The organism is Algibacter lectus, from assembly GCF_900112395.1.
In the GTDB taxonomy this organism is placed as follows: domain Bacteria; phylum Bacteroidota; class Bacteroidia; order Flavobacteriales; family Flavobacteriaceae; genus Algibacter; species Algibacter lectus.
Genome location: NZ_FOLN01000002.1, coordinates 517,373 through 530,326, shown reverse-complemented (window position 1 = coordinate 530,326; position 12,954 = coordinate 517,373). Strand labels below are relative to the sequence as shown.

Below are 12,954 nucleotides of genomic sequence, written 5' to 3'. Positions count from 1 at the left end.
TATAAATTGTAGAAAATAGAAAATCTCTATTAATACAATGTTTTCGTAGAAACATAAAAACTACGGGCTCTTAGCTCAGCTGGATAGAGCACCTCCCTTCTAAGGAGGCGGTCGAAGGTTCGAATCCTTCAGGGCTCACTCAAAGCTTCACAGAAATGTGAAGCTTTTTTGTTTTATAAAGGTTTTTTTAAAATTTCTCAAGAACCTTTAAAACATCCTTTTTGTAGCTTCTACTAATAGTTAAAGACGTTTTATTGATAGTAACTTCTTCGTTGGTGAAAGATGTAATAGATTTAAGTGCAATAATAAACGATCTGTGTATTCTTAAAAAAGCATCACTAGGTAATTTAGCTTCAATAGCGCTAATAGTTTCTCTAGTTACAATCGTTTCATTTTCTAGATGAATTTTTATATAGTCGCTATAACTTTCAATATATAGTATAGAGGCAAAATCGACCTTAATCATGCGTCTGTCTGCTCTTACAAACATAAAGTTATGTTGTTCTAATATTGTAGCTTTAGTGCTGTTGGCAGTTGTGTAAGTATCAAAATAAGCGGTAACAGCTTGTAGCAATCTATTAAATGAAATAGGTTTTAGTAAATAATCTACGGCTTGAAGCTCAAACCCCTCAACAGCATAATCGCGATAGGCTGTTGTGAAAATAATTTTGATGTCTTTGTTGATAGATTTAGCAAAGGAAATCCCTGATATTTCTGGTATATTGATATCCAAAAATACTAAATCAATTTTATGCTTATTTAAATAATTAAAGGCATCAATAGCGTTACTGCAACTTGCAACAATATCTATGTTATTAATTTTAGAAAGATGATTAGCAATAACGTCTCTAGCGATACTTTCATCATCAACAATAATGCACGAAATGTTGTTCTGCTGCTCCATGCTTAATTTAAGTTTAGGTTTAAGTTTACTGTAAATAGATCATCAGTTTGATCAATTTTTAATTCATATTGATTTAAATACAGCAAATCCAATCGTTTTTTTATATTATCCAGTCCAATACCACTTTTAGATGAAATAGCTTTAGAAGCTGTGTTTACAATCTGTAAGTGTATTTTATTTTCGTCACAACGTAAATCAATATTTATAGATAATTCGCCATTTTTTATAACACCATGCTTAAAACTATTTTCTACAAAAGGAAGTAATAACATGGGCGCTATTTTTAATGCTTCGGAAACTGTACTGGTCTTAAAATTAATGTTTAGCGTGTTATTAAAACGCATTTTCTCTAAAGCAATATAATCTTCAATATGATGTATTTCTTCTGTTAAAGAAACAAAAGGTTTATCGGTTTGATAGAGTAAATAATCTAACAAATTGGATAGTTTTAAAATCATATCCGGAGTTTCGTCTGCTTTTTTTAGAGCAAAACCATATAGCGTATTTAAGGTGTTGAATAAAAAATGCGGATGAATTTGCATTTTTAAGTAGTTTAATTCTTGTTCTTTTAATTTTAGTTGAGTTTCTAAAATTTTAGTCTCAAGTTTTTTGGTTTCATTGCTGTGTTTTGCATTCAATTTTAATAATTTAAAAGCACTAACAATTATAACAACCAAATAAACTGCAGTACCAACTAGCAACAAGCTTTTGCTGATAGGTGCCATATTGTTAAACTGAAAATTTGATAAATAAATGAGACCATAAAAAACAGAAACTACAATTAAATATGCTGAAATGATAAAGGTGTACAAACTGTATAAGCCAAACAAAGCATATCGTTTTTTTACAAAATAATCTGGAATAAGTTTATATATCGAAACATAAGTGGTGGCAATAGTTATAGGCATTAAAAACAAAGAAAACGATAACACATAATTAAAATCGGCGCTATTAAAACCAAAAAAATAAGTGTAAAATAGGAGCACACCACACCAAAAGATAGCGTGTAGCAATACTTGACCTGTTTTATTTAATATTATTTTTGTTGTCATACCTTTGTTGTAGCCTTACAATAATACTATATTTTTGATTTTTAAAGGTGTTTTATAGATAGATAACTGATTCTGTTGGGGATTTAACCAAAAGTTATAACAGGTGCTAAATTGGCAATCCATCGCATTTTATCCTGTAGCTTGGCCAAAGCGACTAGGTTTGCGATATGTTAAATTAAAACTATTAATTATGAAAATTTCTATGTATTTATTGTCAACTTTTTTAGTCTCAAATGTTTTTGTCGATCGCTTTATGGAAGGCGGGCCACTTTTTATGTCGCTAATATTAATTTGCTTTTTACTAGCCTTATTTTTTATTATCAAGGCTTTTGTAAATTTGAAAAAAGATGAATCAAAATCTATAAAAATGACGAGTTTAGCTTCTGAAGCGAGCTTATTAGGATTAGTTTTTGGCTTTTTAGGGTCCATAATTGGTTTAATCACCGCTTTTGATGCTATAGAAAGTATGGGGAGTATTTCTTCCGGAATGCTCGCTGCAGGACTTAAAGTATCTTTTTTAACAACTGTATTCGGAACCGTTACTTTTATATTGATACGAATTGGAATTATAGTTTTAAAATCACTTCGAGCGAAATAATGCTATAAATAAAATAATTTTTAACCTCCATTTATAATAGTTAAATGGAGGTTTTATGTTTTGATAAAATTAAGATCAATTCATTATAATTATTTAATGAGAATATATCTGTTTGATTGTGAGAAAATTAAGCTTTAAAAATGATGTGTTTACGGAAATAAATTTTATATTGTAGTTAACCTTAACTAAATATTAAAATATGATACGTGATTATCCATTAGAAAAATGGAAACACGTAGTTTTTGATGACAAAATAGCCGAATTTGAAAACTACAAGATTTCCAATTATGGTCGGTTAATTAATTGCAAACACGACCAAGAGAAACTAGTTAAATTGTCGCTTACAAATGGTTACCCTAGTATTTCTTTAAAGCAGCGGGTAAATGGCAAAAGTACAGGTCGATATATCCATAAACTGGTTGCACAGCACTTTTTGGAAAAAGAAGAGGATCAGATTTATGTTATTCATTTGGACTATGATAAGGAAAACAATCATATCGATAATTTAAAATGGGCAACAAAACGAGAAAAGGAAGTGCATCAATATTCTGGTGAAAACTATAAAAACAGAAAAATAAACAGATCTTATGCTAAGCTTACCGAAAGTCGGGTTCGATTAATTAGAAGAAAAGTAAACGACCCAAATCGGCGTACACGTATTAAAATGATAGCTAAACAATTCGGGATATCAGAAATGCAAGTATATCGCGTTGCTTCTGGTGCAAACTGGAAACATGTAACAGATTATTAAAACAAAAAAAAGGTTAACTTTTCAGCTAATCTCTTTTTATTGTATTCTAATTAAGTGTAAATTTTATTTTTTCTTGTTACGTTTATTGTAGTTTTTATCACCACGTGTTTTAGGTTTTTTGTATTTCGCGGCAATTTTAAACTTGTACGATCCACCTAAATTTTCTTTAGAGTTCTTTTCAGATTTCTCATGAAAAGCAGGTCCAGGAGCGTCTTCGTCCGTGCGTTTAGTAGGATTGTAGTGTTCTTTTATTTGTGCGCGTTCCTCATCAATTTGCTCTGTAGAAATTTCAACAGTTTCGGGTATTTCCAAAACAGGAATTTGCATATTCATTAAAGCTTCAATGTGTTCAACTAGCACGGTTTCTTTTACAGTAGATAGTAATAAAGATTCACCTTCGCGTTCAGCACGACCAGTTCTACCAATTCGGTGCATGTAGTTTTCAGGGAAATCTGGCGTATCAAAGTTAATAACATGAGATACGTTGTCAATATCCAAACCACGCGCCATAACGTCGGTTGCAATTAAAATTCGGTTTTGCCCTTCTCTAAATTGCTCAATACTTCTAAGTCTGTAATTTTGTGTTTTATTAGAGTGAATAACGCAAAGTTCATCATGAAAAATTTCATCTAATTGATCAAATAATCGATCTGCCATACGTTTGTAAGCCACAAATATCAAAACTCTACTATATTTTTCTGTATCTCTCAATAAGTGAGAAAGCAGGTTTACTTTAGTGTAAAAGTTAGGTACATTGTAACGCTCTTGCTTAATATTTTCTAAAGGAGTACCAGAAACAGCGATAGAAACGCGTTCTGGGTTTTTAAAGAAATCGTTAAGTAAAACATCAACATCCTGCGTCATCGTAGCCGAGAACATAATGTTTTGTCTCTTAGGAGGTAAAATATCAAAAATATTAATTAATTGATGTCTAAACCCTAAATCTAGCATAACATCAACTTCATCAATCACTAATTTCTGAATAGATTTTAGTTGTAAAACACGGCTCAAAGCCAAATCGTACATACGGCCTGGTGTGGCAACTAAAATATCGATACCTTCAGCAATAGCTCTTTTCTGCGTGTTAATATTAGTACCACCATAAACACCTAATACGCGAGTGTTAACATATTTAGATAATTTTTCAATTTCATCTACAACCTGTACAACAAGTTCACGCGTTGGTACTAAAACCAAAACACGCGGGTTTTCCTGCATTGAATATTTTAAATTTTTCAAAATAGGTAACATGTAGGCAAACGTTTTACCCGTACCTGTTTGCGCAATACCAACCACGTCTTTACCCGAGCTAACAACGTTAAAAGCTTCTGCTTGTATCGGTGTAGGCGTAGTAAAGCCCAAATCGTCTAGAGCGTTATATAATGGTGTATTTAAATTTAAATCTTGAAAAGTCACAATGGTAAGTTTAAGCGGCAAAGTTAAGCTATTTTTTAGAACCTTAGCTAATTGAAAACTTGTTGTTTTACGAGCTAAGTTTATCCGTCATTTACGTGTTTACTATAAATGTGCTTTTGCAATAGTAATATGGTAACTTGCTGTAAAACTTTGTTTAGAATCTAGTTTTAGAATTCCTTCTTTTGTCATGAAACCTTGATTTGTATTTTCGTTATCTGCAATGCCTAACCAAGGCTCAATACAAACATAATCTCCACTTGGCTTGGCCCAAATACCTAAGTACGGGAAGTTTGGGTAGCTTACATTTAGTATTTCTCCATTCAATTTACTTTTTAAACTTACACGTCTCGATTTTAAATCTTTAAAAACAAGGGCATCATCATTAAATAAATCATGCTTCAGTGGTAGCAAGTTTGTATTGTTAAAAACAGGTTCGGTTTTAGATGAAATTAAACCGTTTTCCATATTAATACAATGCGTTTTAGAATTTTCGGCATGTTCAAATTCTAAAAAATAATCTTCATAAGTTTCATTTTCAAAAACAGGACATTTAAAAGCAGGGTGACCGCCTAGAGAAAAATAGAGCGATTTATCGTCTATATTGTTAACGGTATGTTTTATCTCAAGCGTATTTTCTGTTAAAATATAAGAGATAAAAAATTCAAATTTAAACGGATATATTTTCAATAACTCATCGTTATAAGTCAGTTTAAAAGTAATGCTATTTTCTGTTTGTTCTGTGATTTCTAAGTCGTTACTATGCCTAACAAAACCATGTTTAGGCAAGCTGTATTCGTTATTATCAAAAGTGTAAGTATTATTTTTTAGAGCACCAATAATTGGGAATAAATTTGGCGCAATACCACTCCAAACATCTGGATTACCATCCCACATAAAATCAGTGTTGTCCTTAACCGATGTTATTTTACTTAGTTCGGCTCCCGTTTTATTAATGGCTATTTTAAGTAATTTATTCTGTAAAGTGTACATAGTTATTTTTAAAATTGGTATTATGGACAAAATTTACATTTTTTTATGGAAACTCATTAACTTTACCAAATAATATTTTTTAATCGAATAGATCTAGAATATTAGAACCAGAAAAATAGCTTATTAAATTCCCTTTTGAGAACAAAACAAATTTATAATCCAGAAAATGCCGCCGATTTTAAAAATCAATTATTGATTTGGAGTCAGCAATTCGACGAAGTTATTTGGTTAGATTCCAATCAATACGAGCAACAATACTCAAGTTACGATGCTATTTTGGCGGTAGAAGCTTTTACAAGTATTCAAACCGATTACCACGATGGTTTCGAAAAACTAAAAGAATATCAAACCTTAGCAAACGATTGGGTTTTTGGGTATTTAACCTACGATTTAAAAAACGATGTAGAGGCTCTAAAATCTCAGAATAACGACAGTTTAGAGTTTCCCGATTTATCTTTTTTTCAACCTAAAAAAATATTTTTATTTAAAGATAATCAAATTGAAATTCAGTATTTAAAATTTGTAGATGATGAGATTCAAACCGATTTAGAAGATATTCTAAACACTCAAAAAGTTGTTACAAACCCTGAAGAAAACAACATAAAAATAAAGCTTAAAATACATAAGGATGAGTATTTCGAAAAAGTAAATACGCTTCTTAATCACATCCATAGTGGCGATATTTACGAAGCCAATTTTTGTCAAGAATTTTATGCCGAAAACACCCAAATTTCGCCTTTAGAAACCTATAATAAGCTTAATGCGATTTCAAAACCACCTTTTGCAGCTTTCGTAAAACTTTACGATAAATTTGGTTTAAGTGCTTCGCCAGAGCGTTATATCAAAAAAGAAGGTCAGCATCTTATTTCGCAACCTATAAAAGGTACAGCAAAACGATCTTTAGATAAAACGGAAGATAATGAGTTGAAAAACAAATTAATTGCAGACGAAAAGGAGCGAAGCGAAAATATTATGATTGTAGATTTAGTACGTAATGATCTTTCAAAAACGGCCACAAAAGGCAGTGTTAAAGTAGAGGAGCTTTGCAAAATTTATACCTTCGATCAAGTACATCAAATGATTTCTACGGTTACTTCCGAAGTAAAACCAGAAACGCACCCAGTAGACATTCTAAAAAGTACATTCCCGATGGGGAGTATGACGGGCGCACCAAAAATTTCTGCCATGAAAATCATCGAGAAACTCGAAGCTACAAAACGCGGATTATACTCTGGAGCCATCGGTTATTTTACACCCGAAAACGACTTCGATTTCAATGTGGTTATCCGTACCATTTTATACAATGCTACACAAAAATACGTGTCTTACTCCGTTGGTGGCGCTATTACAGCAAAAAGTGATCCGCTTAAGGAATACGAAGAATGTTTGGTAAAAGCCAAAGCTATGCGTACGGTTTTAGAGAATTAAATTACTTTGGGCGCAACCCGAAAAGGGTCGGGCTTTCACTACTCAATCTGCTTGTTTTTCAGGAAAACAAGCAGGATTTCAAACAAACCGTTCAATCCCTTGCGCGTATATCCGTTAGGTTTAGAACAACTTTAAACAATGGTTTATTTGCGCAATTGATTTGTTTTTACTTCTTATAAGCCCTGTAAATCTTTACGAATAATCAAAATAAACACTAAATTTGAAACATGCTTAAAAACCTTCAAAACCATATCAATAAAAATCTTGCATTTTTAAACGAAAGCAAAATCCTAATTGCTATTTCTGGAGGAATCGACAGCGTTGTTTTAACACATTTATGCCATCAATTAAAACTTAATATAGCACTAGCACATTGTAATTTTCATTTAAGAGGAGAAGAAAGTAATGGCGATGAAGAATCTGTAAAACAGTTAGCAGAACAATTAGGTTTAGAAGTTTTTGTTCAAAATTTTGACACCGAAAATTATGCTAAAACCAATAAGCAATCGATTCAAATTGCAGCTCGAGAGTTACGTTACAATTGGTTCGAAGATTTAGCAAATCAATTAGAATTCGATTATATTTTAACAGCACATCATGCCGATGATAATCTCGAAACCTTTTTAATAAACTTTACAAGAGGTACAGGTTTAGAGGGGTTAACGGGGATTCCTGAAGTCAATACTATTTTTGTTCGTCCATTATTACCATTTTCTAGTGAAGCTATCGAGCATTATGCCAAAGTAAATACTATCGCTTGGCGAGACGATCGCAGTAATGCTTCTACTAAATATGTACGCAATAAGTTGCGTCATAATTTAATACCGATTTTAAAAGAAATAAACCCAAGTTTATTACAAAGCTTTCAAACAACGCTTAGTAATTTAAACGACACCACGGATCTTGTAAAAGATAGTGTGGATAATCTTTTAAGTAAAGCCATTGTTTCTCAAGATGATGATAAAACGGTATTTAAAATTTCAGAATTTAAAAGCTTAAGGAATCCAAAAGCGTATTTATTCGAAGTTTTTAAAGATTATGGATTTACCGAATGGAATGATGTTTTAAACTTACTCGATGCCGAATCTGGAAAGCAATTGTTCTCTGCAACATACCGATTAATTAAAAATAGGGAGCATTTATTATTAAGTGAAATTAATAACGAAACAGAAGAAAATATTTTAATTTCAAAAGAAGAAAAACAAATAGAATCTCCTTTTGGATTATTGTTTTTTGATGAAGCCGATGCTATTTTTGGAAAACGCACTGAGGTTATTTATGTCGATGCAGATACTTTAGAGTACCCATTAATTTTGCGAAAATGGGAAGACGGCGACTTTTTTCATCCCTTAGGGATGTCGGGTAAAAAGAAAATTAGCAAATATTTAAAAGATGAGAAACTATCACTTTTAGATAAGGAGCAGGTTTGGGTGTTGTGCTCTAACAATGCTATTGTTTGGGTTGTAAATAGGCGTGCAGACAATCGTTTTAAGGTTACCGAAAACACTAAAAATATTTTAAAAATTACATTACAATAGTTTGTTCAATTTATTCCAAAATAGCTTTTGGAGTATTAACAAAACTATCAAAACATATAAGTCATGATATTACAAGGCCAAATAGTCGATATACAAAATAAGCGTATTTATAAAGGTGAAATCACCATTGAAAACGGTAAAATTTCATCTATAACAGAAGCAGAACATAATGTTAATCATTACATACTTCCTGGTTTCGTAGATGCACATATACATATAGAAAGTTCTATGTTAGTGCCTAGTGAGTTTGCGCGTTTAGCTGTAACTCATGGTACTGTTGCAACAGTTTCCGATCCGCACGAAATTGCCAATGTTTTAGGTGTAAAAGGTGTAGAGTTTATGATTGAAAACGGAAAAAAAGTACCGTTTAAATTTAACTTTGGAGCACCATCTTGTGTGCCTGCAACAACTTTTGAATCGGCTGGAGCTGTTATAGATTCCGATGATATCAAAATCCTTTTAGAAAATCCAGATATTAAATATTTGGCAGAAATGATGAATTATCCTGGCGTTTTATTTAATGACGATGAAGTTATGAAAAAGATAGCTTGGGCAAAATATTTTAACAAACCTGTTGATGGACATGCACCGGGATTAAGAGGTGATGATGTTTCAAAATATATTAGAGCAGGAATTTCTACAGATCATGAATGTTTTACTTATGATGAAGCTTTAGAGAAGCTTCAAAAAGGTATGAAAATTTTAATTCGAGAGGGAAGTGCAGCCAAAAATTTTGAAGCTTTAATCGATTTATTACCAGAATATTTCGAAAACATGATGTTTTGTAGTGATGATAAACATCCTGACGATTTAATTCTTAATCATATTAATAAATTATGTGCAAGAGCCGTTGCCAAAGGCATCGATGTTTTTAAAGTATTGCAAGCGGCTTGCATAAACCCAGTGAAGCACTATAATTTAGATGTGGGTTTATTACAAATTAATGATGTTGCCGATTGTATTGTGGTAGAAGATTTAAAAGATTTTAAAACACTTCAAACTTATATAAATGGTGAATTGGTTTCAGATAACGGTAAGCCGTTAATTAAGCCAGTTTCTTTTACAAACTTGAATAATTTCGACTGTACTAAAAAAGAAATTTTAGATTTTAAAGTGGCGTCATCATCAGATAAAATAAGAGTTATTGAGGCTTTAGAAGGGCAGCTTGTAACCAATGAATTAATTGAAGATTCGTTAATTGAAGACGGTAATCTTGTTTCAAATACCGAAAAAGATATTTTGAAAATCACGGTTGTTAATCGCTACAACGATCAAAAACCAGCCATGGCATTTATTAAAAACTTCGGATTAAAAGAAGGCGCTATAGCATCATCGGTTGGTCACGATTCTCACAATATTATTGCTGTTGGAGTTTCAGACGAAATGATTTGCAAAGCTGTTAATTTACTAATAGAAAATAAAGGTGGTATTTGTGCTGTTACTGCTTCCGAAGAAAAAATAGTGTCATTACCTGTTGCAGGAATTATGAGCGATAAAGATGGTGAAACTATTGGTAAACAATATGCTGATCTTGATGTTGTGGCAAAACAATTGGGTTCTAATTTAAATGCGCCTTACATGACGCTTTCATTTATGGCATTGTTAGTTATTCCGTCGTTAAAACTAAGTGATAAAGGTTTATTTAACGGAACAGATTTTAAGTTTACACCGCTAGAAGTTTAGGATTTCAACTGCTTAATAACAATCTAAATTTAACGTAATCCATTAGCTGTAATTTCTATTCAATGAAAAAAATATTAAGTTATATATGGCCTATAACAGCTAAAACTATCGATTCTGATACCAATGGGAAGTTACAAATAACCTATTATAATGGTAAAAAAATGCTCAATACTAAAGATGCTAACTATTCTTATGGATCCCTTCAGAAAATTCTAGAATATGCACTTTCTAAAATTGAGTTTGATAATGTTAAACATGTTCTTATATTGGGTTTGGGAGGCGGTAGCGTTATATCTTCCTTAAGAAAAAAGTTTGACTTTAATGGGTATATTCAAGCGGTAGATATTGACGAAAAGATTATAACCATTGCTAAAAATGATTTTGATATTTATACTGCGCACAACCTAACGATAAGTAAATATGATGCTTACAAATTTGTTAAAAAGAATAATAAAAAACATGATTTGATTATTATTGATTTATTTATTAATAATGAAGTTCCTGATCAATTTTATTCTGTTATTTTTTGTGAGAATATTTCAAAATTAGTTAACGAAAATGGATATTTCATTTTTAATTTAGGTTTAAAAGGAAAAATGACAAAGAAAACAGAGCAAGTAATTGCTTATTTTGAAAAGTCAATTTACTTTGAAATATCACTTTTTAAAAATATTGAAGGAACAAATAGTGTGCTTATCGGTCGAAAAAGTAACAGTTAAACTACTTTTAATTTATCTTGTGTTTTTACATTCTCACTAAAATTCTTATAAGTTTTTTAGTGAGAATGTAAACTAAGTATAATCACTTTTAAGAAATGCTAGAATAAAATAAAACTGTTTGTAATTTAACTACTTTTGTTCTTTAGAAGAAAAAATATTTGTTTTTCATTAACAACTAATAATTATAGATAATGCCAATATTAACATCGACCTACAAACCTAAATTTTATTTTAAAAGTGGCTTTGTTTCTACGATATATTCTGGGCTGGTTCGTAAAATTTATTTAGAGCAAGAACGTGAGCGTTTAACATTATCTGATGGCGATTTTATAGATTTAGATTGGAGTTTTTCTCCTAAAAAATCTAACGCCTGTATTGTGTTGCTTCATGGTTTAGAAGGGCATGCGCAACGTCCTTATTTAACAGGTGCTGCAAAGCTTTTTAATGAGAATGAAATAGATGCAGTATCAGTTAATTTTAGAGGTTGTTCGGGTGAGATTAATACAAAGTTTAGAAGTTATCATTCTGGTGCTACTGAAGATTTGGTTGATATTGTTCAACACCTTATTTCAGAAAAAAAATATGAAACCATCTACCTTAAAGGGATTAGTTTGGGAGCTAATATTATTTTAAAATATTTAGGCGAACGGGATCATGTTCCCACGGAAGTTAAAGCTGCCATCGCAATCTCCGCACCCTGCGATTTAAATGGTGCCTGTGTAGAATTACATAAATTGAAAAATAGTGCTTATGCGAGTCGTTTTTTGAGTCATTTAAAAGCGTCTCTAAAATTAAAAATGGAAAAATTTCCAAATGAAATGTCTTTAGAAACGTTTAATTCTATTAAAACGTTAAGAGATTTTGATAATGTTTATACCTCAAAAGCACACGGATTTGTAGATGCTGCGGACTATTACGAAAAAAGTAGCAGCCGACAATTTCTACCCAATATAAAAACGCCTACGTTAATTATTAATGCATTAAATGATTCGTTTTTATCTCCCGAATGTTATCCTGTAAAAGAAGCAAAAAACAATCCGAATTTATTTTTAGAAATGCCTGAACATGGCGGTCATGTTGGTTTTATTTCTAAAAACAATGTTTATTATAATGAGCAACGTGCTTTGGAGTTTGTAAATAGTTTAGGATAACTTTTGGGTTTTCAAATTAGTTCGTATTGTCAATTTTTTGAGGCTATTGCTTTCTAATATTCAAATACGCTAAAGACTAAACAATATTTTATATTTAATAATTCATGCCATTATTTTGCCGATTTTCAATAGTATCATTTTTTTAAAGGGTAAAATAGAAGGAAGGAGAGATAATTAAGAGTCGGTTAATCTCATGTTAAAATAATAAGTTCGCAACATTTTCATTGTATTTTTAATATCTTAATACCAAAATATAAATCATGCCAACATTCAACTTAAAAGTTAACAACGAAAAACATACGGTCGAAGCCGATGCCGATACGCCTTTATTGTGGGTGTTACGAGATAAAATCAATCTTGTTGGCACTAAATTTGGCTGTGGTATTGGACAGTGCGGAGCCTGTACAGTTCATGTAGATGGTAACGCGACTAGAAGTTGTTTGTTGAAAATTTCTCAAGCTGAAGGTGCAAATATAACGACCATTGAAGGGCTTTCTGAATATGGCGATCACCCGGTTCAACAAGCCTGGAAAGAGGTTGACGTTCCGCAATGTGGTTATTGTCAAGCTGGACAAATTATGACAGCTTCGGCTTTTTTAAAAACAAATCCTAGTCCTTCACAAACTGAAATACGAGATGCCATGCATGGGAATATTTGCAGATGTGCAGCTTACAATAGTATTGAGGAAGCAGTAAAAGTGGCTTCAGAAAAATTAAGTTAATC

General features: G+C 31.6%; 12 protein-coding genes and 1 tRNA gene. 9 read left to right on the top strand and 4 right to left on the bottom strand.

The genetic code is table 11. The annotated features are described in order from the left end of the window. The first annotated feature begins 64 nt into the window (after positions 1-64). A tRNA-Arg gene (locus BM246_RS05305) sits at positions 65-138 on the top strand. Positions 139-187: 49 nt separating this feature from the next. On the opposite strand, the gene BM246_RS05300 is transcribed toward BM246_RS05305, so the two are convergent. Continuing rightward, positions 188-904 (bottom strand): LytR/AlgR family response regulator transcription factor, encoded by a 717-nt coding sequence (locus BM246_RS05300; protein WP_074936283.1) that lies wholly within the window; start codon positions 902-904, stop codon positions 188-190. A gap of 2 nt (positions 905-906) precedes the next feature. Further along, positions 907-1,956 (bottom strand): sensor histidine kinase, encoded by a 1,050-nt coding sequence (locus tag BM246_RS05295; protein ID WP_074936280.1) that lies wholly within the window; start codon positions 1,954-1,956, stop codon positions 907-909. A 190-nt stretch (positions 1,957-2,146) separates the two neighbouring features. On the opposite strand from BM246_RS05295, the gene BM246_RS05290 reads away from it, so the two are divergent. Further along, entirely contained in the window at positions 2,147-2,554 is a 408-nt protein-coding gene (locus BM246_RS05290; RefSeq protein ID WP_227805182.1) for a MotA/TolQ/ExbB proton channel family protein, read from the top strand. 199 nt (positions 2,555-2,753) lie between these two features. Continuing rightward, complete coding sequence (locus tag BM246_RS05285) at positions 2,754-3,305, top strand: NUMOD4 domain-containing protein (RefSeq protein WP_042503857.1); 552 nt, start codon at positions 2,754-2,756, stop codon at positions 3,303-3,305. A 63-nt stretch (positions 3,306-3,368) separates the two neighbouring features. Here the strand turns inward: BM246_RS05285 and BM246_RS05280 are convergent, their stop codons facing one another. Both BM246_RS05280 and BM246_RS05275 read right to left on the bottom strand, forming a co-directional pair. Next, a complete protein-coding gene (locus BM246_RS05280; RefSeq protein ID WP_042495360.1) occupies positions 3,369-4,721 on the bottom strand; it encodes a DEAD/DEAH box helicase in 1,353 nt (450 codons plus the stop codon). Positions 4,722-4,823: 102 nt separating this feature from the next. Next, positions 4,824-5,711 (bottom strand): aldose 1-epimerase family protein, encoded by an 888-nt coding sequence (locus tag BM246_RS05275; protein WP_042503858.1) that lies wholly within the window; start codon positions 5,709-5,711, stop codon positions 4,824-4,826. Between the two features lie 135 nt (positions 5,712-5,846). Between BM246_RS05275 and pabB the strand changes: the two genes are divergently transcribed. From pabB to BM246_RS05245, 6 genes are all read left to right on the top strand, one after another. Further along, the gene (gene pabB, locus BM246_RS05270; RefSeq protein ID WP_074936278.1) at positions 5,847-7,139 is read left to right on the top strand and encodes an aminodeoxychorismate synthase component I; all 1,293 of its coding nucleotides are present in this window, start codon (positions 5,847-5,849) and stop codon (positions 7,137-7,139) included. A gap of 227 nt (positions 7,140-7,366) precedes the next feature. Further along, entirely contained in the window at positions 7,367-8,677 is a 1,311-nt protein-coding gene (gene tilS / locus BM246_RS05265) for a tRNA lysidine(34) synthetase TilS (RefSeq protein WP_042503860.1), read from the top strand. 63 nt (positions 8,678-8,740) lie between these two features. Further along, a complete protein-coding gene (ade, locus tag BM246_RS05260) occupies positions 8,741-10,360 on the top strand; it encodes an adenine deaminase (protein WP_074936276.1) in 1,620 nt (539 codons plus the stop codon). Positions 10,361-10,422: 62 nt separating this feature from the next. Next, the gene (locus BM246_RS05255) at positions 10,423-11,079 is read left to right on the top strand and encodes a spermidine synthase (RefSeq protein ID WP_042494823.1); all 657 of its coding nucleotides are present in this window, start codon (positions 10,423-10,425) and stop codon (positions 11,077-11,079) included. A gap of 191 nt (positions 11,080-11,270) precedes the next feature. Then, complete coding sequence (locus BM246_RS05250) at positions 11,271-12,230, top strand: YheT family hydrolase (RefSeq protein WP_042494824.1); 960 nt, start codon at positions 11,271-11,273, stop codon at positions 12,228-12,230. Between the two features lie 260 nt (positions 12,231-12,490). Further along, positions 12,491-12,952: a (2Fe-2S)-binding protein gene (locus tag BM246_RS05245; RefSeq protein ID WP_042494825.1), complete on the top strand. Its 462-nt coding sequence runs from the start codon at positions 12,491-12,493 to the stop codon at positions 12,950-12,952. The last annotated feature ends 2 nt before the right edge of the window (positions 12,953-12,954 follow it).

Excerpts from the sequence above, each read along its gene's own strand:
- BM246_RS05300 (WP_074936283.1), bottom strand. The coding sequence starts at position 904 with ATGGAGCAGCAGAACAACATTTCGTGCATTATTGTTGATGATGAAAGT.
- BM246_RS05295 (WP_074936280.1), bottom strand. The coding sequence starts at position 1,956 with ATGACAACAAAAATAATATTAAATAAAACAGGTCAAGTATTGCTACAC.
- BM246_RS05290 (WP_227805182.1), top strand. The coding sequence starts at position 2,147 with ATGAAAATTTCTATGTATTTATTGTCAACTTTTTTAGTCTCAAATGTT.
- BM246_RS05285 (WP_042503857.1), top strand. The coding sequence starts at position 2,754 with ATGATACGTGATTATCCATTAGAAAAATGGAAACACGTAGTTTTTGAT.
- BM246_RS05275 (WP_042503858.1), bottom strand. The coding sequence starts at position 5,711 with ATGTACACTTTACAGAATAAATTACTTAAAATAGCCATTAATAAAACG.
- tilS (WP_042503860.1), top strand. The coding sequence starts at position 7,367 with ATGCTTAAAAACCTTCAAAACCATATCAATAAAAATCTTGCATTTTTA.
- ade (WP_074936276.1), top strand. The coding sequence starts at position 8,741 with ATGATATTACAAGGCCAAATAGTCGATATACAAAATAAGCGTATTTAT.
- BM246_RS05255 (WP_042494823.1), top strand. The coding sequence starts at position 10,423 with ATGAAAAAAATATTAAGTTATATATGGCCTATAACAGCTAAAACTATC.
- BM246_RS05250 (WP_042494824.1), top strand. The coding sequence starts at position 11,271 with ATGCCAATATTAACATCGACCTACAAACCTAAATTTTATTTTAAAAGT.
- BM246_RS05245 (WP_042494825.1), top strand. The coding sequence starts at position 12,491 with ATGCCAACATTCAACTTAAAAGTTAACAACGAAAAACATACGGTCGAA.